The organism is Thioclava dalianensis, from assembly GCF_000715505.1.
GTDB lineage: Bacteria > Pseudomonadota > Alphaproteobacteria > Rhodobacterales > Rhodobacteraceae > Thioclava > Thioclava dalianensis.
Map to the genome: position 1 here is coordinate 65,796 of NZ_JHEH01000007.1, position 23,081 is coordinate 88,876.

Below are 23,081 nucleotides of genomic sequence, written 5' to 3' on the forward strand. Positions count from 1 at the left end.
CTGTCGCAGGTCTTAGCGTTTGTAGGTTGTGGGTTGGAACGGCATAGGCGCAATCGTGGCAGGCAGGCGCTTGCCGCGCACCTCGCCATAAACGGTCGTGCCCTCGGTCAGATCGGACGGCAGATAGGCCATCGCCAGCGGCCCACCGATCGAGGGGCCAAAGCCGCCAGAGGTAATTTTGCCGATGGCTGTGCCGCCCTCGGATAGCGCGAAAATCTCGACGCCTTCGCGCATCGGGGCGCGGCCCTCGGGGCGCAGACCGACGCGCTTGCGCGCGGTCCCGTCCTCAAGCTGGGCGAGGATGGTATCGGCACCCGGAAATCCGCCCGCCCGCGCCCCGCCCGTGCGGCGCGCCTTCTGGATCGCCCAAGCGAGATTGGCCTCAATCGGCGTGGTGGTGGTGTCGATATCATGGCCATAGAGGCACAGCCCCGCCTCAAGACGGAGGCTGTCGCGCGCGCCCAGACCGATGGGCGCGACCGCCTCATTCGCGAGCAAGGCACGGGCAAACGCCTCGGCCTCCGGCGCGGGCACCGAGATTTCATAGCCGTCCTCGCCCGTATAACCCGAGCGAGAGATCCACAGCTCAGAGCCCTGCCAGTCGAACGTGGCCACATCCATGAAGCGCATCGCGGCCACGCCGGGCACGAGGGCGTCGAGCGCGCCTTCCGCCGCAGGTCCTTGCAGCGCCAGAAGCGCCCGATCGGTGATCTCCTGCACGCCCTCGATATGGGCGCACATATGCGCCAGATCGGCTTGCTTGCAGGCCGCATTGACCACGACAAACAGGTGATCGCCGCGATTGGCGACCATCAGGTCATCGAGAATACCGCCCTGCGCATCGGTGAACATCGCATAGCGCTGGCGACCTTCGGCCAAGGCGACCAGGCTCACAGGGACCAGCGCCTCGAGGGCCTCAGCCGCACCCGCACCGGGCACGATCACCTGCCCCATATGGCTGACATCGAACAGTCCGGCCTGCGCGCGGGTGTGCAGATGCTCGCCCATCACGCCCATCGGATATTGCACCGGCATCGCATAGCCCGCAAACGGCACCATCTTGGCGCCCAGTTCGAGATGCAGATCGTAAAGTGGTGTCTTTTCGAGATCGCTCATTCCGGCCTCTTCCCCTTGCGCCGGATCGCCCGGCATCGACAAATGGGCCAAACGACCCGTGCGATGCCCCCTCTGTCCGTGCCGCCCCCTTGTCCGGGGCAAGCGCCTGAGATCGTTATCCCTTCGGCGGGCGCGTGCAGCGCCACTCTCCAGAGTCCTTGGCTGGATGCGGTCCTTTTGCCTGAGAGTTTACCGGGGCGGTTGCTCCTTCGGCACCGCGATTTGCATCGCAGCTTCTCCCGTATCCAACGAGACTCCGAATAGCGGAGCGAAGCCGGTCCTGACAAGCCCGATTCGCCAAATGCGGCGCTTGCGCGCCAAAACCGACCAAAGCGGGAGCGCAAATGCCCAAGCAACAGGCAGGTTCAGACCTCGGAGGCAGGTTCAAACCTCGGAGACGGGGCATTGCGCGCGCAATCGGCGCATATCAGAGGCCCGACACAGATCGGTGGCGGGCGACATCACCGCAGCCGAAGCCGCGGCCGCCCCATCTTGCAACGCCTCGGGGAGCGACTTGCCGCGCGACAGCGCCAGAGTGAAGGCCGCAACGAAACTGTCGCCCGCCCCCACTTTCGAGACCACCGGCACGCGGGCTGCCTGAGCAAACCAGCGCGCCTCGCGCGTGGCCAGCACGTTGCCCTCGCCACCACGCGCGACCAGCACCACCTCGGCCACCCCGCGCTGCACGAGATCTTGCGCGAAATCGGCACTGTCGGCGCGTTCGGGCAAGGGACGCCCCGCCAGCTCTTCGGCCTCAAGCGCATCCATCCGCAGCAGCCCGGCGGGCGGCGCGGTCGCGCTCAGCAGATGGTGCAGCGGGGGGCCGGATGTGTCGAGAAACAGCCGCGCCTGCGTGCGGGAGATCCGCGCGGCAAGCTGTGCGGGGAAATCCGGCGGCACGCCGGGGGGCTGGCTGCCCGAAAGCACGACGATCCCGCCCTCGGGGGCCGCGCGCGCAATCCGCGACAGCGCCCGGCTGACATCGCGCGCGCTCCATTCCGGCCCCGGCATCACGAAGCGATATTGCGCGCCGGTGCTCTGATCCGTGGCCGTGAGGCTCAGGCGGGTCTCCCCCGGCGCGGGAAAGGCGCAAACCCCGATCCCCGCCGCCGCGAGAAGACGCATCACCTGATCCCCGTTCGGCCCGCCAAGCGCCGCAAAGGCCGTCGAATTGCCGCCCAAAGCCGCAATCGCACGACTCACATTGAGCCCGCCACCGCCCGGATCGCTTAAAGGATGGGAGCAGCGCAGCTTGCGCTCGGGCTGCACAGCCTCGGTCGTCACTGCGAGATCCACGGTCGGATTGAGCGTGATTGTGAGGATCGCTGTCATCTCATGCTCCCTTTTCACCCGAAAGCACGGGACCGCCACCGCCCGCGCTAGCCCCACCACAAGAGCGCGGCTGCACGCGGAATGCAATCGCGCGCAGCCCGGCCACCGGCTCACCCCGTTCAAAGAAAAGGGACCGCCACGATGTGGCGGCCCCGGAAAGGTGGCGTCTGGCCTGCGCGCAGGGCTCAGACGTTGAGCTGATAGGCCATCGACACGAAGCGGAAGCCGGGGCCCGAGGGCTCCAGATAGCCCACACCGGGAAACGGCATGTGATAGCCCACAAAGGCCACCCGATCCGCGGCGATCATGCCCAGAAGGGATTTGCGCGTGGCGGCGGCCGCTTCTTTGTCCATGTCAAAACGCACTTCCCATTCGGGGCGGCGCAGCGACCAGACGAAGTGATTGGCGGTATCGGCGGCCAGAACGAGGCTCTGATCCCCGCTCTCGACCCGGTAGGCCATATGACCCGGCGTATGACCGAAGGCCTCGACCGCCGTGATGCCAGAGACCACCGAATCGCCGCCCTTGAGGAAGGTGAACTGATCGGCCAGCGGGCGCACCTTGCTTTCGAAGGTATCATTGCCTGCCTGCGACCAATGATCGAACTCGGCTTGGCCGGTAACGTATTTCGCATTGGCAAAGGTCGTCCCCGCCTCGCCGCGCAAGCCACCGATGTGATCGCCATGCATATGGGTAATCACGACCGTGGTGATGTCTTCGGGCGTATGCCCGGCGGCCATCAGCGCGGCGGTCATCCCTTCCGGGTTAAGGCCGGTGTCGAACAGGATCTTCTCGGACCCGGTCTCAATCAGGGTCGGCGTGAAGAAGTTCAAAGAGGTATCGGTCGGAATGAACGCCTCTTTCGAAAGGGCTGCGAAATCTTCGGGGCTGGCATTGGTGCCGAACGTGCCCTGCGGCTCGCTCAGAGGGCGGGTGCCCGCAAGCAGCGTGGTCACCGTCATGTCGCCCACCGTCATCCGGCGATAGGGCGGGATATCGGGCTTCGCCTCGGGTTCGGTCTGCGCAAAGGCGGCCTGCGCACCGATCAAGGCGGGGGCTGCGGGCAGCACGGCTGCCGCCTTGAGCGCGGTTCTTCGTGTCATGAACGTCCTCGTCATCTCTGTCTCCCTGTGGCTGATTAACGATACTCCCAAGCCAGCCGGGCACCCGTGGCGCCAGCTGACAGATATTAAAACGCGCAAACGCCAAGATCGGTTCAATCCCACCAGCGATCAATTTCGGCGATCTGCGCATCCGACCATCCTAGATGATGCGCGAGCTCGTGCACATAGACATGGCTCACCAGCGCATCGAGCGTGATATCGCCCCGCGCGATCCACTCATCGAGGATGGCGCGGCGAAACAGCCAGATCACATCGGCATGGCCGCCCGGATCCATCACCGATTTCGCCGTCAGCGGCACGCCCTCATAAAGCCCGGTGAGCGCGAAGGGATCGTCCATACCGAGATCGCGCAGCAGATCGTCGGGGGCCAGATCCTCGACCCGGATCGCGACATCGCGCGCAGCGGCGGCAAATTCCGCAGGCAGGGCGGAGCGCGCGGCCTCTGCAAGCGCTGCAAAATCATCGAGATCCGGGGCGGTGACGCCCGCCCAGTCGCTTTGTGCCATCGTCGTCTCCTTACTGCACGGCGGCTGCATCCGCTGGCCCTCGATATGGACAATCGATGCGCTCTGTGAAAGAGCAGGCAGCAACTAGGAGTATCCGCCGATGACCACCGTGACCCGCTTTGCCCCTTCGCCCACCGGATATATCCATGTGGGCAATCTGCGCACCGCGCTGATGAATTACCTGATCGCCCGTAAGACCGGGGGCCAGTTCATCCTGCGCCTCGACGATACCGATCAGGAACGCTCGAAGCAGGAATATATCGACGCGCTGAAAGCGGATCTGGAATGGCTGGGCCTCGAATGGGACCGCGAAGAGCGCCAATCGCTGCGCCTTGAGCGCTATGCGGAGGTCGCCGAGACGTTGAAAGCCGACGGGAAGCTCTACGAGTGCTTTGAAAGCCCGACCGAGCTGGATCTCAAGCGCAAGAAGCAGCTCAATATGGGCCGCCCCCCGGTCTATGATCGCGCCTCCCTGCATCTGAGCGAGGCCGAGAAAGAGGCCGCGCGCGCCGAGGGCAAGGAAGGCTACTGGCGCTTCAAGCTGGAACTTGAGCGGATCGAATGGGCTGACGGGATCTTGGGCGACCTGTCGATTGACGCGGCCAGCGTGTCCGATCCGGTGCTAATCAAGGCCTCGGGTCAGGTGCTTTATACCTTCGCCTCGCCTGTGGATGATGCCGATATGGGCATCACCCATATCGTGCGCGGTGGCGATCACGTGACCAATACCGCGACCCAGATCCAGATCATCGAAGCGATCGGCGGCAAGGTTCCGAGCTTTGCCCACCACTCGCTGCTGACCGGCCCGCAGGGCGAAGAGCTGTCCAAGCGCCTCGGCGCGCTCTCGATCCGCGATCTGCGCGCCCAAGGCATCGCCCCCGAGGCGCTGTTGTCGATGATGGCGCGGCTTGGCTCCAGCCAGCCGATTGAGCTGAAAATGTCGCTCGACGAGTTGGCCGAGGGTTTTGAGTTGAGCCAGTTCGGCTCGGCCCCCACCAAGTTCGACGCAGAAGACCTGATCCCGCTGACCCGCATGCGCAACCAGCATCTGCCCTTCGCATCCGTGCGCGAACAGATTGCAGAGCTTGGCATTCCCGACGCACAGGCCGAGCAGTTCTGGGCCGTGGCCTCGCAAAATATCGACAAGCTCAGCGATCTCGATCACTGGGCCGATCTGTGCCTGAATGGCGCAGAGCCGGTGATTGCCGAGGAAGATCGCGCGTTCATCGCCACGGCCATGACGCTGCTGCCCGAGGCGCCCTATACCGAGACCACGTGGAAAGACTGGACCACAGCGGTCAAAGAGGCGACTGGGCGCAAGGGTAAGGGGCTGTTCATGCCGCTGCGCCTTGCGGTGACCGGCCAGCCGCACGGCCCCGACATGGCCAGCCTGATGCCGCTGCTGCACAAAGTGCGCGCGCGCGGATAAACCCGCGCGGCGCCGGGCGCGGTCTAAAAGCTGAAGATGTCGCCGATGTTCTCGATGATCGAGACCAGAAGGACCATGCCCGCCACAAGCAGCGCAAGCCACCAGACGAAATGAAAGACGATCGCGGCGGCGCCAAAGCCCGCGCCGTAGATCGCATAGCGCCAGTTCTCGCGCAGGACGCCCGACACCATCGACAACACGATGGCGATCACGCCCATGATCGGGGCGGCGAGAGCGACATAGGCCCAACCAGATACCGGGGCGGGGACCTGCTCCGGCCTTGGCAGCCCCAGCAGCGAGCGCCATGCGGCGCGTTTCATCTCGCCCGCCATCTCACCGATTTGCGTTGCAGCCGAGGGCTTGGCCTCAAAACTTGGTCCAACGATCTGCACAAAGACCAGCACCAGCGCGAGGGCGCCGGTCAAAACCGCCCACATCCCCCAGCTTCGTGCCAGAACCCCGATATCGCGCTCCTGAGCCATCCGTGATCTCCTTTGGCATAGGAAACCACGGCATCAGGGCAGAAATATGTCCGCCCCGACGCTCAGCTTTCGGGGGTGCGCGCCTCCGGGCGCGGACGGCCCTGCCCGGCATCGCGCCAGCGATTGACCATCGGATAGCGGCGATCCAGCCAAAACCCTTTGCGCGAAATCCGCGGCCCCGGCGCCGACTGGAAGCGCTTCCACTCCGCGATATAGAGCAGATGCTCGACCTTCTTGATCGTCTCGCGCTCATAGCCGCGCGCGATCAGATCGACGACCGAGGCGTCATCCTCGACCAGCCCCTCAAGGATCCCGTCGAGGATCTCATAGGGCGGCAGGCTGTCATCGTCGCGCTGATCGGGACGCAGCTCGGCCGAGGGCGGCTTGTCGATGATCGCGGGCGGGATCACCTCGCCCTCCGGCCCCGCCATCCAGTCGCGATGGTTGGCATTGCGCCAGCGGCAGGTCTCGAAAACGCGGGTCTTGTAGAGATCCTTGATCGGGTTGTAGCCGCCATTCATATCGCCGTAGATCGTCGCGTAGCCCACCGCCATTTCCGACTTGTTGCCGGTGGTCAAAAGCATGCCGCCGAACTTGTTCGAGAGCGCCATCAACATCACGCCGCGCAGCCGCGACTGGATGTTTTCCTCTGTCACGTCGGGCTCGGTGCCCTCCATCAGATGCGCAAGCGCCCCGTTCACCGCGTCGCGCGCGCCATCAATGCGCACCGTATCGAGCCGCAAGCCCTGACGCCGCGCCAGATCCTCGGCATCATCGAGCGAGCCCTGCGAGGTGTATTCCGAGGGCAGCATCACGCAATGGACGTTCTCGGGCCCCAGCGCATCGGCGGCAATCGTCGCCACCAGCGCGGAATCGATCCCGCCCGACAGGCCCAGCACGACTTTCGAGAAGCCCGACTTGCCAAGATAATCGGCGGTGCTCATCACCATGGCGCGATAATCCTGCTCCCATTCGTCGGGCTGGCGATCATCGCGGCCCGCCACACAGGTCCAGCCCAGATCGCCGCGCTCGAAATCCACGTGATCGACGATCTCGTCGAACGCCGCGAATTGCGCGGCCAGCTTGGCCTGCGGGTTGAGCACGAAGCTCGCGCCATCAAACACCTGATCGTCCTGCCCGCCCACGCAGTTGAGATAGACCAGCGGCAGCTCGGTCTCGATCACCCGCGCCACCATGTGGTTCATCCGGGTCTCCAGCTTGCCGCGATAATAGGGCGAGCCATTGGGCACGACGAGGATCTCGGCGCCGGTCTCGGCGAGGGTCTCGGACACATCGGGATGCCAGCTATCCTCGCAGATCGGCGTGCCGATACGCACCCCGTTGATCTGATAGGGCCCCGAAATCGGGCCGCGATCAAACAGCCGGTACTCGTCGAAAATCCCCTTATGGGGCAGCTCATGCTTGAGCATCCGCGCGACCAGCTTGCCGTCCTGCCAGACCCAATAGGCGTTGTAATGGCCGCTGTCGTCCCAGAACGGCCCGCCGATCCCCAGCGCCGGGCCATCGGTGATCCGCGCACCCAAGGCCTCCATCACCGCCGTTGCATCGCGCACGAAGGCGCGCTTGGCGACCAGATCCTGCGTCTGGTAGCCCGTCAGGAACATCTCGGGCAGCACCACCATGTCGGCCCCGGCGGCGCGTCCGGCCTCCCATGCGGCAAAAGCCTTGTCGGCATTGGCCTTGAGCGCCCCTACGGTCGGGTTGAGCTGGGCCAGGGTCAGGCGGAAACGATCGGGCATGGCATCCTCGGTCTGTCAATCTGCCCCTGATGTAGCAGACTGAGCCGGACAGGGAAGTGCGCGATCCCGAAAACCGCCCCGGCCTGAGAGCGGCTTGTCACCCCCTGCCCCTGCGCTTACTCTGGCTCGCAATCAGGACGGGGCGAATCCCGTCCCGGACATGGGCAAAATCGAGCGGGGGCAGGCATGGCACGGGCGCGGCTTCGCATCATGACATCGGCAATTCTGGCAGGCAGCCTGCTTGCCGCGCATGCGGTGCAAGCGCAGACGCAGGATGTCGTCACCAAGCAATATGACGATGGCGGGCTCTATGAGGGCACCTTCACCGATGGCAAGCAGGACGGCTACGGCACCTACAAGCTGCCCTCGGGCTACGAATATGACGGCCAATGGGTGATGGGCGAGATCAAGGGCAAGGGCCGCGCGCGCTTCCCCAACGGCTCGGTCTATGAGGGCCAGTTCGACCGCGGCAAACCCAACGGCAAGGGCAAGATCACCTTTGCCGATGGCGGCACCTATGAGGGCGACTGGATCAACGGCGAGATCACCGGCACCGGCACGGCGCATTATGCCAACGGCTCGACCTATTCGGGCCAGTTCAAGAACGCGATGCATAACGGCAAGGGCACGCTCGAGAGCGCGAATGGCTATCGCTATGTCGGCACTTGGATCAACGGCGTCAAACAGGGCGAGGGCGAGATCACCTATCCCGATGGCTCGACCTATTCCGGCCAGATGGAGAACGGGCAGCGCTCGGGCAATGGCACGCTCAAGATGGCTGACGGGCTGATCTATAAGGGCGCATGGAAAGACGGCCAGATGAACGGCATGGGCACGCTCACCCAGCCCAATGGCGATGTCTATGAAGGCCAGATGGTGAATGGCAAGCGGCACGGCAAGGGCCGCGTCACCTATGCCAATGGCGATGTCTACGAGGGCGATTTCCTGCTCGACAAACGCCATGGCACCGGCACTTTCACCGGCACGGATGGCTATGTCTATGAGGGCGACTGGAAAGAGGGTCGGATCGAGGGCACGGGAAAGGTGACCTATCCCGATGGCTCGGTCTATGAAGGCCATTTCAAGAATGACCAGCCCGATGGCAAAGGCAAGATCACCTATCCCGATGGCTCCAGTTATGAAGGCGATTGGGTTGCGGGCGTCATTGATGGCACCGGCACCGCGCGCTACGCCAACGGGCTTGTCTATGAGGGCCAGTTCAAGAACGCGCGCAACAGCGGCACCGGCAAGATGACCTATCCCGACGGCTACAGCTATGACGGCGAGTGGGTTGACGGGCAGCGGCAGGGCAAGGGCATCGCGCGCTATTCCGACGGCACGGTCTATGAGGGCAACTTCAAAGCCGGTCAGCGCGACGGGATGGGTAAGCTCACGATGCCCGACGGTTTTGTCTATGAGGGCGAGTGGCGCAATGGTGCGATCGATGGCAAAGGGACCGCGACCTATGCCAATGGCGACACCTATACGGGGATGTTCCAGAACGGCAAACGCGAGGGGCAAGGCACGATGACCTATGCCTCGGGTCAGGTGGCCTCGGGCAAATGGCAAGACGGCGCGCTGAATAACGCAGCCCCCGATGCGGCGCAGGGCGAGACACCCGCCCCCGCCCAGACCGAGACCCCGCCCACGGAGGCCGCGCCCACGGAGGCCGCGCCCGAAGCTGCGGTCCCAAGCGATCAGGGGGCTGCCACGCCGGACAGCGCGACCGAAGGCACGCCAGCGGACGGGACTGCACAGCCCGCCAACTAGACCGACCCGCTAGATCCGGTCTCCCGCATCGAGCCTCTCAAGAAGGGCGCGCGCGCTTGCCAGCTTGTCGTCGCGCGCCTGCGCGTCCTGGCGGTCCCAGTTGCGATAAATCAGCGCCATCCGAGGATTGCTCTCGAAGCGCGCCCGGTGGCGCTCCAGAAACTGCCAATAGAGGCTGTTGAACGGGCAGGCCCCCTCCCCCGATTTCGCACGCACATCATAGGCGCAACCGGAGCAGTAATCCGACATCCTGTCGATATAGGCGCCCGACGAGATATAGGGTTTCGAGCCCACGATGCCGCCATCGGCGAATTGGCTCATGCCTGCCGTGTTGGGCGCCTCGACCCATTCGAACGCATCGATATAGACGGCCAGATACCACTCTTGCACCTGCGCCGGATCGACCCCCGCCAGAAGCGCGAAATTGCCCGTCACCATCAGCCGCTGAATGTGATGGGCATAGGCCAGATCACGAGTCTGGGTGATGGCGGCCCTCATACAGGCCATATCGGTCTCGCCCGTCCAGTAGAACCACGGCAGATCGCGCGCATGGCGCAGCGCGTTGCGCGCGGTGTAATCAGGGCCTTCGAGGAAATAGATGCCACGCATATATTCCCTCCAGCCAAGGATCTGGCGGATGAAGCCCTCTGCCGACTGTATCGGCACATCGCCCGCGTCATAGGCCGCCTGCACCGCCTCGCAGACCTCGCGCGGCGAGAGTAGACCGATATTGAGCGCAGCCGACAGCTTCGCGTGATAGAGCACCGGATCGTCGTGCAGCATCGCATCCTGATAGGGGCCGAAATCCCGCAGGTTGTGCTCGACGAAATGGGCAAGCGCGCGCTCGGCCTGCGCCCGGCTCACCGGCCAGTTGAACGTCTCAAGCGTGCCGAAATTGTCGGGGAACTCCGCCGCGACCATCTCAAGCACCTCTTGCACCAGCGCGTCCTTGCGAAACGTCGGGGCGGGTTCGCGAAACAGATCGGCCTGCGCGGGCTTGCGGTTTTGCTTGTCAAAGTTCCACGCCCCGCCCGCAGGCGCATCGCCTTCCATCAAAAGACCGGTCTCGCGCCGCATCTCGCGGTAGAACCACTCCATCCGAAACTCCTTGCGGCCCTCGGCCCATCGGCCAAACCGGGCCTCCGAGCAAAAGAAGCGGTCGTCAGGCAATTGCCGGATCTTGAGCGGACTTTGCTCGAACGCGGTGCGCAACCGCCATTCGCCCGGCGCGATCACCAAAATCTCGCTTGCACCCGTCTCATCGGATCGGCGCGCGATTTCAGCAGGCAGCGAGCCTGCATTCTCTGCGTCGGACAACCGGGTGTAGCGCAGATCCCAGCCGTCGCGCTCCAGCTCATCGGCAAACCGGCGCATCGCGGCGAAGATCAGGGCGAGTTTCTGTTTGTGATGCCCGACATAGCTGGCCTCGGAACGCACCTCGGCCATCATCACCACATCCGAGGCCTTGTCAGCGGCGCGCAGGGCCGCCCCGTCATGGCTGAGCTGATCACCAAGGACCACGATCAGCCTAGTCATAGATCATCTTTCGCGTCATCCCGCCATCGACCACCAGCACCTGCCCCGTCACGAACCGCGCGCTGGCAAGGTAGCGTACAGCCTGCACGATATCTTCGGGCTCGCCCACGCGCCCTGCGGGGTGCTGCGCATGATCGGCCTGCGACAGCTCTGTCTCGCCGGTATTGATCCAGCCCGGCGCGATGGCATTCACGCGCAGATCCGGCCCAAGCCCCACCGCCATCGCATGAGTGAGCGCCACCACGCCCCCCTTCGCTGCCGCATAGCCATAGGTGTCAGGTTCAGATTGCAGCGCGCGGGTCGAGGCGATGTTGACGACCGCCCCTTTCGCGGCGCGCAGCGCGGGCAGACATTCGCGCGTCGTGAGGAACGTGCCCGTCAGATGCGGCCCGATCCAGCTATTCCAATCCTTGAGGCTCATCGTCTCCAGCGGGCCGCTCGCCGGATTGGCAGGCCCGCCATTATTCACCAATAGATCAATATGGCTCAGCCCGGCCTCTGCGACCGCTGCCTCGATATCGCGCTCTCGCGAGAGATCGCAGGCAATGGCGTGAATGCCGCGCGCGCCCTCAAGTCTCTCCAGCGCTGCCGTATCCACATCGAACACCGCCACATGCCAGCCCGACGCCGCCAGATCGCGCGCAATGGCGCGGCCGATTCCATGGGCACCGCCGGTGACCACGGCACTGCGAAACGCGCGCTCTACCATGCGACCTCCTTGCCAGCGTAGTCGTAAAACCCGCCCGATTTGTCTGGCGAGATCCCCGTCAGCACGTCGATCAGGCGCTGTGCCGCATCCGGCGGGGCGAGCTTCTCGCGCGGATAATCCGCGGTGAAAGCCGTGTCGACGGTGCCCGGATGCAGGCAGGCCACGGTCAGCTTGGGATGGCTGCGCGCCAGCTCGATGGCCGCGCCATGCAAAAGCTGATTGAGCGCCGCCTTGGCGCTGCGATAGCTGTACCAGCCGCCCAGCCGATTGTCCCCGATCGAGCCCACCCGGGCCGAGAGCGCGCCAAACCATGCGGGCCGGTCGCGCGCCAGCAGCCCCCGCGCGTGCTTGAGCACAAGCGCAGGCCCTACCGCATTGACCTGAAACTGCGAGACCAACTCTTGCGCATTCAGCCGGTCGAGCGATTTCTCGGGCGTGCCCAGCTGCCCCGTCGCCACGAAGATCAGATCGAAAGGCCCCTCCAGAGCCTCCAGCGCGGCGCTGATCGACGCCTCATCGGTGATATCGAGCCCGTCGCGGCTGCGCGACAGGCCGCGCACGGACCAGTCGCGGGTGATCAGCTCGTCGCGGATCGCAGCCCCGATCCCGCCCGTATCGCCAATCACAAGTGCTTGAAGCGTCACGTTGAAATCTCCCTCGCCCGCTGTCTATGCGGGCTAAAAACCCTACGCAGCCACCGCGCAAACGGTTCCGTTTTTTTGCTTTTCTTTTACGTCTTGATCCGTATAGTCCGAGCCATGACACGGGACCAACATATCCATTTTGACGCAGCCGGGGCTTTGGCCCAAGGCGCGCTGACCCGTGGTCTCCTTCTTCTTAGCAGCCTCTGAGCGTGCCCTGCCCGGGCGCGACCGCTCAGGGGTAGCCAGCGCCCGGACCAACCCGACAGCCACCGCGCAATGCTGGCCATCGGGACTTAGGAACGCTACACCCTGCTTTGAAAGAGACAACAGATGGCCCAGACCATGACCGACCAATCACAAGTTCTGATTTTCGACACCACGCTGCGCGACGGCGAGCAATCGCCGGGCGCCACCATGACCCATGACGAGAAGCTCGAGATCGCGAGCCTGCTCGACGAAATGGGCGTCGACATCATCGAAGCAGGCTTCCCGATTGCCTCTATCGGCGATTTCGAGGCGGTGAGCGAGATCGCGAAACGCTCGAAGAATTCGGTGATCTGCGGGCTGGCGCGCGCCAAGATGCCCGATATCGACCGCGCCTGGGAGGCGGTGAAACACGCAGGCAAGCCGCGCATCCACACCTTCATCGGCACCTCGCCGCTGCACCGCGCGATCCCGAATCTCGACATGGATGAGATGGCGCAGGTGATCCACGACACCGTCACCCATGCGCGCAACCTGTGTGACGATGTGCAATGGTCGCCGATGGACGCCACCCGGACCGAGCATGACTATCTGTGCCGCGTGGTCGAGATCGCGATCAAGGCGGGTGCCACCACGATCAACATCCCCGATACGGTCGGCTACACCGCACCGGTGGAATCCGCTGATCTGATCCGTATGCTGATCGAGACCGTGCCCGGCGCCGACGAGATCATCTTCTCGACCCATTGCCACAACGATCTGGGGATGGCGACGGCCAACTCACTGGCAGCTGTCGCAGGCGGTGCGCGCCAGATCGAATGCACGATCAACGGGCTGGGCGAGCGCGCCGGCAATACCGCGCTTGAAGAGGTGGTGATGGCGATGCGCGTGCGCCGCGACATCATGCCCTACTCCACGCGGGTCGACACGACCAAGATCATGAACCTGTCGCGGCGTGTAGCGCAGGTCTCGGGCTTCCCGGTTCAGTTCAACAAGGCCATCGTCGGCAAGAACGCCTTCTTGCATGAAAGCGGCATCCATCAGGATGGCGTGCTCAAGAATGTCGAGACCTTCGAAATCATGAAGCCCGCGGATATCGGCCTTAACGAGGCCAATATCGCCATGGGCAAACATTCGGGCCGGGCCGCGCTGCGCGCCAAGCTGCGCGATCTGGGCTATGAGATGGGCGACAACCAGCTCAAGGATGTGTTCGTGCGCTTCAAGGCGCTGGCCGACCGCAAGAAGGAAATCTACGACGACGACCTGATCGCGCTGATGACCGATAGTGCCGCCAACACCGCCGAGGACTTCCTGCAGGTGAAGTCGCTGCGCGTGGTCTGCGGCAGCGATGGTCAGGAAGCCGATCTGACGATGAGTGTGGACGGGGTCGAGAAATCCTCGAAATGCGAGGGTGACGGTCCGGTCGATGCGGTCTTCAACTGCGTCAAGGCGATCTACCCGACCGAGGCACGGCTCAAGCTCTATCAGGTCAGCGCCGTGACCGAGGGCACCGATGCGCAGGCGACCGTTAGCGTCCGGTTGGAGGAAGACGGACGGATCGTGACCGGGGCTGCTGCCGATACCGACACCATTCTGGCCAGCGTCAAAGCCTATGTCGGCGCGCTCAACCGTCTGCGGGTGCGCAGCCAGAAAACCGCCCCCGATGCGGATGTGAAAACGGTCAGCTACAAGGTCTGAGCCCAACTTGGAGGCACCCGGTCGGGGCGGCAGATCTGCGGCCCCGACCCAAATCAGGCGAACTGCCCGAAAACAAAGCGAAATAGCACGATTTCGTGACGCATCGCATAATGAATGTTTTTGGCCCGGATTTTGGCAGGTCCCCACCCTGAAAAGTTGAAAAATGTCAACTGCTTGCCAGGGACTGCGCGGATTGCCGCAAGCCTGCCGCGCCCTTGCAGCAAAGGCACTTCCACGCGCCACGCCCTTTGACTATACGAGGCCAATGCCACGGCAGGCACGAGTCGTGGGTGTGACGTGATTTGGCGACGGGACAGGCAATAAAATGGTAGGCGGGATCTTTTCCTCGGATATGGCGATTGACCTCGGCACAGCGAATACGCTGGTGTACGTAAAGGGCAAGGGCATTGTTCTCAACGAACCCTCTGTGGTCGCCTATCATGTCAAGGATGGCAAAAAACAGGTCCTCGCCGTTGGGGAAGACGCCAAACTGATGCTGGGCCGCACGCCCGGTTCGATCGAGGCGATCCGCCCGATGCGTGACGGCGTCATCGCCGATTTCGACTCCGCCGAAGAGATGATCAAGCACTTCATCCGCAAGGTGCATAAGCGCTCAACCTTCTCGAAACCCAAGATCATCGTCTGCGTCCCGCATGGTGCCACCCCGGTCGAGAAACGCGCGATCCGCCAGTCGGTTCTTTCCGCAGGTGCGCGCCGCGCCGGCCTGATCGCCGAACCCATTGCAGCCGCCATTGGGGCAGGCATGCCGATCACCGATCCCACGGGTTCGATGGTTGTCGATATCGGCGGCGGCACGACCGAAGTGGCCGTGCTCAGCCTTGGGGATATCGTCTATGCCCGCTCGGTTCGGGTGGGTGGCGACCGGATGGATGAGGCAATCATCTCGTACCTGCGCCGCAACCAGAACCTTCTGGTGGGCGAAAGCACCGCCGAGCGCATCAAGACCACCATCGGCACCGCACGGATGCCCGATGACGGGCGTGGCATGAGCCTGCATGTGCGGGGCCGCGACCTGCTCAACGGCGTGCCGAAAGAGACCGAGATCACGCAGGCCCAAGTGGCCGAAGCGCTCAGCGAGCCGGTGCAGTCGATCTGCGACGCGGTGATGCAGGCGCTTGAGACCACCCCGCCCGATCTGGCCGCAGATATCGTCGATCGCGGCGTGATGCTCACCGGTGGCGGCGCGCTCTTGGGCGAGCTGGATCTGGCCCTGCGTGAACAGACCGGCCTGTCGATTTCGATCGCGGACCAGTCGCTCAACTGCGTGGCACTGGGCACCGGCAAGGCGCTTGAATATGAAAAGCAGCTTCGCCACGTTATTGATTACGATAGCTGATCCGGCGCCCCGGCCCGGGAAGCCGCGCTGACCGGAGACGAATTTGGCCAGAAATCGCGACAACGAGGACTATGTTGGCCCGCTGCGCCGCCTTGGCGTGACGGTACTGGCGATCTTGCTGATCGCCTGCTTCATGGTCTGGCGGATCGACAGCCCCCGCATGGAGCGCGTCCGCTCGGCATTAATCGACCGCTTCGTGCCGAGCTTCACTTGGCTCATGGCACCGGCAAGCAAGCTCACCGATATGGTCGAAGGCTTTCAGTCCTATGCCCGGATCTACGAGCAGAACCAGGAATTGCGGCGCGAGCTGCAGCAGATGAAAAGCTGGAAGGAAGCCGCCGTCCAGCTTGAGCAGCAAAACGCCAAGCTGCTTGCGCAAAACAAGGTCCGCCTCGATCCCAAGCTGACAAGCGTCTCTGGTCGCGTGCTGGCCGATAGCGGCTCGCCGTTCCGCAAATCGGTGCTGATCAATGTTGGCAAGCGCGACGGGATCGTCGATGGCTGGGCCACGATGGATGGGCTTGGGCTTGTGGGGCGTATCGCGGGGGTCGGCAACTCTACGAGCCGCGTGTTGCTGCTCACCGATGCGTCAAGCCGGATCCCGATCTCGATCCCGGCCTCGGGGCAGAACGCGGTGCTGGCGGGCGACAACTCCCCCTACCCTGTCCTTGATTTTCTCGAACATCCCGAGCGCGTGCGCCCCGGAGATCGCGTCGTCTCCTCGGGTGATGGCGGCGTATTTCCCGCGGGTCTCCTCGTCGGGCAGATTTTCCAAGGCCGCGACAAGCGCCTGCGGGTGCGCCTCGCCGCCGATTATGAGCGGCTCGATTTCCTGCGCGTGCTGCGCTCGCACCCGGCTGAGCGGATCGATGATGCCGGTGGCCTGATTGCGCCCGATCCCAAGGTCGTCGAACACGAGGCCGCCGAGAAAGCCCGCGCCGAAGCCAGCGAGGGCGAACTGCAACCCGGAGATGGCACCGGCGACGGCTCTGACGGGACATCGGGCCAATGATCGACCCGCTCACCCGCCGCAGGCTCAGCTACCGCACGCTTTATGTCTGCATCGCACTTGTCTTGATCTTCATCCGGCTGATGCCGATCAACCACGTGCCCGGAGGTCTGCCGGGACCGGATCTGACCCTTGCCCTGACATTGGCTTGGGTGTTGCGACGCCCGGAATATGTGCCCGCTCTCCTGATCGTGGCAGTGTTTTTACTCGAAGATATGCTATTCTGGCGTCCCATCGGATTGTGGGCGGTCATCGTGCTGGGCGCAACAGAGTTCACCCGGGCGCGCGAGCAGGCGCTGCGCGACCTGCCCTTTGCGCTGGAATGGGCGCTGGTTGCGGTTCTGCTGGTCGCGATGATGTTGGTGAAACGGTTGGTGCTGCTGGTGGTTCTGGTCGAACAGCCCGCGCTGGGGCTTGAATTGTTCCAGATGCTGATGACACTGGCAGCCTATCCGGTGGTGGTTTTGGTATCGCGTGTGGCCTTCGGGCTGCGGCGCGCGGCACCCGGTGAAGTCGACGCCTTCGGGCATAGAATGTAGAAAGGGGCCGCGATGAGACGTTCCCCGAAAGAATCACAACAAAGCACCCGCTCAATCACGCGGCGTGGCCTGCTGCTGGGCGGGGCGCAGATGGCGGTCGTCGCTGTGCTGGCCGCCCGCATGCGCAAAATGCAGCTTGAGGATTCCGCGCAATACCGGCTTCTGGCCGAGGGCAACTCGGTCAAGATCCGGTTGATCCCGCCCGCGCGCGGGTTGATCTATGACCGAAACGGCGTGTTGCTGGCCGGAAATGAGCAGAATTACCGCGTCACCATCACCCGCGAAGACACTGACAATGTCGCGGCGACGCTGGCCGATCTGCGCAAGCTGGTCCCGATTACCGACAGCGATGCCGCCGATATTTTGCATGACATTCGCCGCCGTCCCCCGACCACGCCGGTGACCGTGGCGGACCGGCTGAGCTGGGATGAGTTCTCGCGCGTCGCGGTCAACACCCCCTCGCTGCCGGGCGTGAGCCCCGATGTCGGCCTCTCGCGCGCCTATCCGCGCCGTGAGGATTTCGCCCATGTCATAGGCTATGTCGGTCCGGTCTCTGACTACGATCTGAGCAAGATGGAAGATCCCGATCCACTTCTGATGATCCCGAAATTCCAGCTGGGCAAGACCGGAATCGAGGCCAAGGAAGAGGACGTTTTGCGCGGGGAAGCGGGGCAGCGTCGTGTCGAGGTGAACTCTGCCGGGCGCGAGATGCGCGAGCTGTCGCGCGAGCCCGGAAAGCCGGGCGAGAACCTGCAGCTGACCATCGACTACCGGCTGCAAAACTACGCCCTCAAACGGCTTGAGAACGAATCCGCCGCCTGCGTCGTGATCGATGTGACCAATGGCGACGTGCTGGCCTGCACCTCTGCGCCCTCTTTCGATCCCAACATGTTCGTACGCGGGATCTCGGTCGCGCAATATCAAGAGCTGACCCAGAACGATCACCGGCCGCTGGCCGATAAGTCGGTTCAGGGCCTCTACCCGCCGGGCTCGACCTATAAAATGGTGACGGCCCTGGCGGCCCTTGAGGCCGGTCTGACCACGCCGAACGAGACTGTCTGGTGCCCGGGCTATGTCGAGATTGCGGGGCGGCGGTTTCACTGCTGGAAGCGCGCGGGCCACGGTCATGTCGATATGACCAAAAGCATGCAGCAAAGCTGTGATGTCTATTACTACGAGATGTCGCAACGTGTCGGCATCGACAAGATGAGCGCTATGGCAGAGCGGCTGGGCTTCGGGGCACGGCCCGACCTGCCGATGTCTGCGGTCAAGGAAGGGGTCGCGCCGACCAAGACCTGGAAACGTGAGCGCTACGGCAAGGACTGGCTGATCGGCGACACGGCCAACGCAGCGATCGGTCAGGGCTATGTGCTGGCCTCACCGATGCATCTGGCGATCATGGCGGCGCGGATTGCCAGCGGCAAAAAGGTCGAGCCCCGGCTGATCCGCACCCGCGACGGCATCGAGCAGCCGATCCGCGTCAGTGACGATCTGGATATCGACCCGGACCATCTGATTGATGTGCGCCGCGGCATGAATGCAGTTGTTAACTCGGCCCGCGGCACGGCCCGCGGCGCGCGCATTGAGCGCGACGAATGGAAAATGGCGGGAAAGACCGGCTCCGCGCAGGTGCGCAACATTTCCAAGGCCGAGCGGGCGCGTGGCGTGATCCGCAACGACCAGCTTCCCTGGGATCAGCGCGACCATGCACTGTTTGTGGCCTTCGCCCCGGTCGACAATCCACGTTATGCCGTCTCAGTCGTGGTCGAGCACGGCTCTGGTGGCTCGACCACGGCAGCGCCCATCGCGCGTGACGTATTGCTGTTTGCGCAGGCCGGGGGCTTACCCCCTGATGATGCCTACCCGGCCTTCGCACGCAAGGCCGCGCAAGAGCTCAACGCCTCGCTCGATCTCGTCGACCCGGAAACCGTCCAGAAACCGCAGGCAAAGTCGCGCGCATGAGCTATCTCGAATCCAATCTCAAGACTGTCCCTACAGGCTGGCGCAAACTGTTCTATATGAACTGGCCTTTGATCATCCTGCTCACGGCCGTGGCCTCCGCCGGATTTTTGATGCTCTACTCGGTGGCGGGCGGCAACTTGCAGACATGGGCCGAGCCCCAGATGAAGCGTTTCGCACTCGGCCTTGTCGCGATGTTTGTGGTGGCGTTCGTGCCGATCTGGTTTTGGCGAAATGTCTCGGCACTGGCCTATTTTATAGCGCTTCTATTGCTGATCGCGGTGGAGTTCTTCGGCGCGATCGGCATGGGCGCACAGCGCTGGCTTGAGATCGGGCCGGTGCGCATTCAGCCTTCAGAGTTGATGAAAGTCACCCTCGTGATGCTGCTGGCGGCCTATTACGACTGGCTGCCGGTCCATAAGGTCTCGCGCCCGCAATGGGTGCTTGTTCCGGCACTCATCATCCTTCTACCGACCTTCCTCGTGCTGGCCCAGCCCGATCTGGGCACGGCGGTGATGCTGGTACTGGGCGGGGCCTTCGTGATGTTCGCAGCCGGGGTGAGCTTTTGGTATTTCGGCACCGTGATTGCGCTGGTGGCAGGCCTTATCTTCGGCGTGATGGAAAGCCGCGGTACGCCCTACCAGCTTTTGCACGACTATCAGTACAAGCGGATCGATACCTTCCTTGATCCCGGCTCCGATCCGCTCGGGGCGGGCTATAACATCATGCAGGCGCAGATCGCACTTGGCTCGGGCGGCTGGTCGGGACGCGGCTTCATGCAAGGGACGCAGTCGCGGCTCAACTTCCTGCCCGAGAAACACACCGACTTCATCTTCACCACCTTGGCCGAGGAGTTTGGCTTTGTCGGTGCCTTCTCCCTGCTGATGCTCTATGCCGGGATCATCGCATTCGCGCTTTACTCCGCGCTCTCAACCCGAGACCGATATGCATCCCTGCTGAGCTTTGGCGTGGCGGGGACGTTCTTCTTCTTCTTCGCGATCAACATGGCGATGGTGATGGGGTTGATGCCCGTCGTGGGGGTCCCCCTCCCCCTTGTGAGCTATGGGGGGACGGCGATGCTGATCCTGCTGGCGGCGTTCGGGCTGGTGCAAAGCGCGCATATTCACCGACCGAGGCAAGGATGATCCAAGCTCTTTTCGCTGACCGAGCAGAGAACTGGGCGCGCTATGACGGCCCGCTGCAAAAAGCACTCGCAGATGCCGGGCTGTCGGTTGAAATCCACCAGCCCGGCGAGATAGCGCCCGAGCGCATCGATTACATCATCTATTCACCGCAGGGGCCGGTGCAGGATTTCACGGCCTATACGCGCACCAAGGCCGTGCTCAATCTCTGGGCCGGGGTCGAGCGGGTCGTGGGCAATGCGACCCTGACCCAGCCGCTGTGCCGAATGGTCGATGCGGGGCTTGAACGCGGCATGGTCGAATATGTGACCGGCCATGTAATGCGCTATCATCTGGGGCTCGATGCACTTCTTGCCGCGCAGGACGGGATCTGGCGCCACGATAGTGCGACCCCGCCGCTCGCACGCAACCGCTCGGTCGTCATGCTGGGGCTGGGGGCGTTGGGGGCGGCCTGCGCCGACGCGTTGCGCCAGCTTGGCTTTGCGGTGACCGGCTGGAGCCGGACCCAGAAAGAGATCGCCGGGATCACCTGTCTGAGCGGCGCAGACGGGCTGGAGGCTGCGTTGCGACGCGCCGAGATCCTCGTCTCGATCCTGCCCGACACGCCCGAGACCACCGATCTTCTCAACGCCCGCACTCTGGCGCTGTTGCCGCGCGGCGCGCAGCTGATCAATCCCGGGCGCGGTACGTTGATCGACGACGACGCCTTGCTGGCGGCGCTGGAGACAGGCCAGGTCGGGCACGCCACGCTTGATGTGTTCCGGACCGAGCCGCTACCGCCCGCGCACCCCTATTGGGCGCATCCCCAGGTCACCGTCACCCCCCATATCGCCGCCGAAAGCCGGGCTGAGACCGCCTCGGAGGTCGTGGCCGAAAACATCCGGCGCGGCGAGGCGGGAGAGCCGTTTCTCTACGAGGTCGACCGGGCACGGGGCTACTAGCCGCTGAGCCCCGGCAAGAGGCCCGCGTTCTGACCTTTCAGATCGGCGGGAGGCTCAGAGCTCCGGCAGATCGACCCCGAGCTGGCGCGCAAACTGGCTCATCGCCGCCTCGTGTCCGCCCCAGATCGGCGCGCGCGATGCAAAAAGCGTCGCTTGGCTTTGGTGGATCACTGCATCGGACAGGATCTTGAGGTGGTTGGCCCGCAGGGTTTCACCGCTCGAGGTGATATCGGCGATGGCCTCGGCGGTGTGATTGGCAATCGTGCCCTCCGTCGCGCCCTGACTGTCGACAAGCTGCCAGTCGGCCACGCCCTCGCGGGTCAGAAACTCGCGCACGAGCCGGTGGTATTTCGTGGCGATCCGCAGCCGGAAACCATGCGTGCCCCGAAACCGGTGCGCGCAGGCATCCAGATCTTCAAGGCTGTCCACATCGGCCCAGCAATCGGGCACGGCAAGGATCAAATCGGCATGGCCAAAGCCCATCGGCGCGAGGCTCGCCACCTGACTGTCCCAGTCAGCGAGCTTCTCGCGCACCAGATCCGAGCCCGTGACGCCAAGATGGATCCGCCCCGCCGCCAATTCGCGCGGAATTTCCCCCGCCGAGAGCAGCACGAGGGCCACACCCTCGGCCCCTTCGACCGCGCCCGCATATTCGCGCTCTGACCCGGTGCGCTTGAGCGTGATGTCGCGCGCGCCGAACCACTCGAAGGTCTTCTCCATAAGACGGCCCTTGGAGGGCACCCCGAGCTTGATCATGCCGCGCCCTCCAGATCTGCCAAAAGCCCGGCCCGGATCACACCGCCCACTGCCGGGATTTCATCGCCCTGCCCCAATTGCCGGGTCAGCGCGTCATAGCGCCCGCCCGTGGCGACAGGTGGCAGCGAGGGATCCGCCGCCGAGAAGGTGAAAACGAACCCGTCGTAATACTCCATAGAGGACCGGCCGTGGCTGGCATCGAATTGCAGCCCGGCGGGATCAATCGCACGCGCCTCAAGCGCGGCCAACCGCCGCTCCAGCCGCGCGATGGCGGGTTCCAGCGTCGGGATGTCCAAGGCGCGCAGCGCGGCAGGGGCGGCATCTGCCGGACAGCGCAGCTCGGCCAGCGCGCCGATGGCAGAGACCGCATTGGCGCTGAGTGGCGGGGCCTCGGCATCGGCTGCCAGATCCGCGATCCGCGCTTCCATCTCGTCGCGGCTGCGCAGCCCGATCCAGGGCGCGCCAGAGCGCTGCCCGGTGAGCAGATCCGCCCGCGCGGCGGGCGTCGCGATCTGGCCCGAATAGCGCGACAGGAGGTGCTGAAACCGCTTGGGGCGCCAGATATGACGCGCCAATGCCGCCTTGCGCGCGGGCAGCGTGTCGAGCCCGTCCACGGCGGCGCGCAACAGCCCCATATCCCCGATGGTCGCCTTCAGGTTCAACCCGGATAGCAGGCCGGAAAACAGCGCGAAGACCTCGGCATCGGCAGCTTCGGGATCGGCGCGGTCAAAGATCTCAAACCCGGCTTGGAAATACTCATTGGCCCGCGCCGGACCGCGATGATCCTGACGGCGAAACACCTCGCCCGCATAGGCGTAGCGCGCAGGCTCTGCCCCATGCGCCATATGCGCCTGCACCACGGGCAGCGTGAAGTCGGGCCGCAGCATCATCTCGCCACGCAGCGGATCGGTGGTGACATAGGCCCGCGCGCGGATATCCTCGCCGTAAAGGTCCAAAAGCGCCTCGGCGGGTTGCAAGATGTCGGGCGTGACCTCGACGGCACCGGCCGCGAGAAACGCCTCCAGCAGGCGGGCGGCAGAGGCCCGGTATAGCGCCTTGTCCGACATG

21 protein-coding genes and 1 riboswitch are annotated in these 23,081 nt (G+C 64.1%); of the genes, 9 read left to right on the forward strand and 12 right to left on the reverse strand.

Annotation, left to right across the window (positions count from 1 at the left end; translation table 11 throughout):
• Nucleotides 1-12 precede the first annotated feature (12 nt).
• From gcvT to DL1_RS07990, 4 genes are all read right to left on the reverse strand, one after another.
• Nucleotides 13-1,116 carry a glycine cleavage system aminomethyltransferase GcvT gene (gene gcvT / locus DL1_RS07975; protein WP_038064652.1) on the reverse strand — a complete coding sequence of 368 codons (1,104 nt, stop codon included), beginning with the start codon at nt 1,114-1,116 and terminating at the stop codon, nt 13-15.
• Between the two features lie 159 nt (nt 1,117-1,275).
• A riboswitch (glycine riboswitch) is annotated at nt 1,276-1,368 on the reverse strand.
• A gap of 132 nt (nt 1,369-1,500) precedes the next feature.
• Nucleotides 1,501-2,448, reverse strand: coding sequence for a 1-phosphofructokinase family hexose kinase (locus DL1_RS07980; RefSeq protein WP_038064654.1), 948 nt, complete (start codon nt 2,446-2,448; stop codon nt 1,501-1,503).
• Between the two features lie 185 nt (nt 2,449-2,633).
• Complete coding sequence (locus DL1_RS07985; protein ID WP_245739556.1) at nt 2,634-3,551, reverse strand: MBL fold metallo-hydrolase; 918 nt, start codon at nt 3,549-3,551, stop codon at nt 2,634-2,636.
• A 113-nt stretch (nt 3,552-3,664) separates the two neighbouring features.
• Nucleotides 3,665-4,078: a metallopeptidase family protein gene (locus tag DL1_RS07990; protein ID WP_038064659.1), complete on the reverse strand. Its 414-nt coding sequence runs from the start codon at nt 4,076-4,078 to the stop codon at nt 3,665-3,667.
• A 100-nt stretch (nt 4,079-4,178) separates the two neighbouring features.
• Between DL1_RS07990 and gltX the strand changes: the two genes are divergently transcribed.
• Entirely contained in the window at nt 4,179-5,507 is a 1,329-nt protein-coding gene (gene gltX, locus DL1_RS07995; RefSeq protein ID WP_038064661.1) for a glutamate--tRNA ligase, read from the forward strand.
• Nucleotides 5,508-5,530: 23 nt separating this feature from the next.
• On the opposite strand, the gene DL1_RS08000 is transcribed toward gltX, so the two are convergent.
• Together DL1_RS08000 and DL1_RS08005 are read right to left on the reverse strand one after the other, a co-directional pair.
• Nucleotides 5,531-5,989 carry a hypothetical protein gene (locus tag DL1_RS08000; RefSeq protein WP_038064663.1) on the reverse strand — a complete coding sequence of 153 codons (459 nt, stop codon included), beginning with the start codon at nt 5,987-5,989 and terminating at the stop codon, nt 5,531-5,533.
• A 62-nt stretch (nt 5,990-6,051) separates the two neighbouring features.
• Nucleotides 6,052-7,749, reverse strand: a complete 1,698-nt coding sequence (locus DL1_RS08005) for an NAD+ synthase (RefSeq protein WP_051693422.1) — start codon at nt 7,747-7,749, stop codon at nt 6,052-6,054.
• Nucleotides 7,750-7,959: 210 nt separating this feature from the next.
• On the opposite strand from DL1_RS08005, the gene DL1_RS08010 reads away from it, so the two are divergent.
• Nucleotides 7,960-9,519: an MORN repeat-containing protein gene (locus DL1_RS08010; protein ID WP_143081602.1), complete on the forward strand. Its 1,560-nt coding sequence runs from the start codon at nt 7,960-7,962 to the stop codon at nt 9,517-9,519.
• A 9-nt stretch (nt 9,520-9,528) separates the two neighbouring features.
• Here the strand turns inward: DL1_RS08010 and DL1_RS08015 are convergent, their stop codons facing one another.
• The 3 genes from DL1_RS08015 to DL1_RS08025 are packed head-to-tail and all read right to left on the reverse strand — an operon-like array spanning nt 9,529 to nt 12,408.
• On the reverse strand, nt 9,529-11,055 hold the full coding sequence (locus DL1_RS08015) for a cryptochrome/photolyase family protein (protein ID WP_038064664.1): 1,527 nt from the start codon (nt 11,053-11,055) through the stop codon (nt 9,529-9,531).
• Nucleotides 11,048-11,764, reverse strand: a complete 717-nt coding sequence (locus DL1_RS08020; RefSeq protein ID WP_038064666.1) for an SDR family oxidoreductase — start codon at nt 11,762-11,764, stop codon at nt 11,048-11,050. The genes DL1_RS08015 and DL1_RS08020 overlap by 8 nt, the downstream gene beginning before the upstream one ends.
• A complete protein-coding gene (locus tag DL1_RS08025) occupies nt 11,758-12,408 on the reverse strand; it encodes an SDR family NAD(P)-dependent oxidoreductase (RefSeq protein ID WP_038064668.1) in 651 nt (216 codons plus the stop codon). Before DL1_RS08025 ends, DL1_RS08020 begins: the two co-directional genes overlap by 7 nt.
• 342 nt (nt 12,409-12,750) lie before the next feature.
• On the opposite strand from DL1_RS08025, the gene DL1_RS08030 reads away from it, so the two are divergent.
• Entirely contained in the window at nt 12,751-14,310 is a 1,560-nt protein-coding gene (locus DL1_RS08030) for a 2-isopropylmalate synthase (protein WP_038064858.1), read from the forward strand.
• 53 nt (nt 14,311-14,363) lie between these two features.
• Here the strand turns inward: DL1_RS08030 and DL1_RS21535 are convergent, their stop codons facing one another.
• The gene (locus DL1_RS21535) at nt 14,364-14,546 is read right to left on the reverse strand and encodes a hypothetical protein (protein WP_143081603.1); all 183 of its coding nucleotides are present in this window, start codon (nt 14,544-14,546) and stop codon (nt 14,364-14,366) included.
• An 89-nt stretch (nt 14,547-14,635) separates the two neighbouring features.
• Between DL1_RS21535 and DL1_RS08035 the strand changes: the two genes are divergently transcribed.
• Genes DL1_RS08035 through DL1_RS08060 form a run of 6 tightly spaced genes read left to right on the forward strand, consistent with a single transcriptional unit; the run spans nt 14,636 to nt 21,257 of the window.
• Nucleotides 14,636-15,667, forward strand: coding sequence for a rod shape-determining protein (locus tag DL1_RS08035; RefSeq protein WP_038064670.1), 1,032 nt, complete (start codon nt 14,636-14,638; stop codon nt 15,665-15,667).
• Between the two features lie 43 nt (nt 15,668-15,710).
• Nucleotides 15,711-16,679, forward strand: a complete 969-nt coding sequence (gene mreC, locus DL1_RS08040; protein WP_051693423.1) for a rod shape-determining protein MreC — start codon at nt 15,711-15,713, stop codon at nt 16,677-16,679.
• Nucleotides 16,676-17,215 carry a hypothetical protein gene (locus DL1_RS08045; RefSeq protein WP_038064674.1) on the forward strand — a complete coding sequence of 180 codons (540 nt, stop codon included), beginning with the start codon at nt 16,676-16,678 and terminating at the stop codon, nt 17,213-17,215. The genes mreC and DL1_RS08045 overlap by 4 nt, the downstream gene beginning before the upstream one ends.
• Nucleotides 17,216-17,227: 12 nt before the next feature.
• Nucleotides 17,228-19,177: a penicillin-binding protein 2 gene (gene mrdA / locus DL1_RS08050; RefSeq protein WP_038064676.1), complete on the forward strand. Its 1,950-nt coding sequence runs from the start codon at nt 17,228-17,230 to the stop codon at nt 19,175-19,177.
• On the forward strand, nt 19,174-20,319 hold the full coding sequence (rodA, locus tag DL1_RS08055; protein ID WP_038064679.1) for a rod shape-determining protein RodA: 1,146 nt from the start codon (nt 19,174-19,176) through the stop codon (nt 20,317-20,319). The genes mrdA and rodA overlap by 4 nt, the downstream gene beginning before the upstream one ends.
• Nucleotides 20,316-21,257, forward strand: coding sequence for a 2-hydroxyacid dehydrogenase (locus DL1_RS08060; RefSeq protein ID WP_038064681.1), 942 nt, complete (start codon nt 20,316-20,318; stop codon nt 21,255-21,257). The genes rodA and DL1_RS08060 overlap by 4 nt, the downstream gene beginning before the upstream one ends.
• A gap of 54 nt (nt 21,258-21,311) precedes the next feature.
• Here DL1_RS08060 and hisG read toward each other — a convergent pair whose 3' ends face one another.
• Together hisG and DL1_RS08070 are read right to left on the reverse strand one after the other, a co-directional pair.
• Nucleotides 21,312-22,013, reverse strand: coding sequence for an ATP phosphoribosyltransferase (hisG, locus tag DL1_RS08065; RefSeq protein ID WP_038064684.1), 702 nt, complete (start codon nt 22,011-22,013; stop codon nt 21,312-21,314).
• Nucleotides 22,010-23,080 carry an ATP phosphoribosyltransferase regulatory subunit gene (locus tag DL1_RS08070; RefSeq protein WP_038064686.1) on the reverse strand — a complete coding sequence of 357 codons (1,071 nt, stop codon included), beginning with the start codon at nt 23,078-23,080 and terminating at the stop codon, nt 22,010-22,012. Before DL1_RS08070 ends, hisG begins: the two co-directional genes overlap by 4 nt.
• Between the last annotated feature and the right edge of the window lies 1 nt (nt 23,081).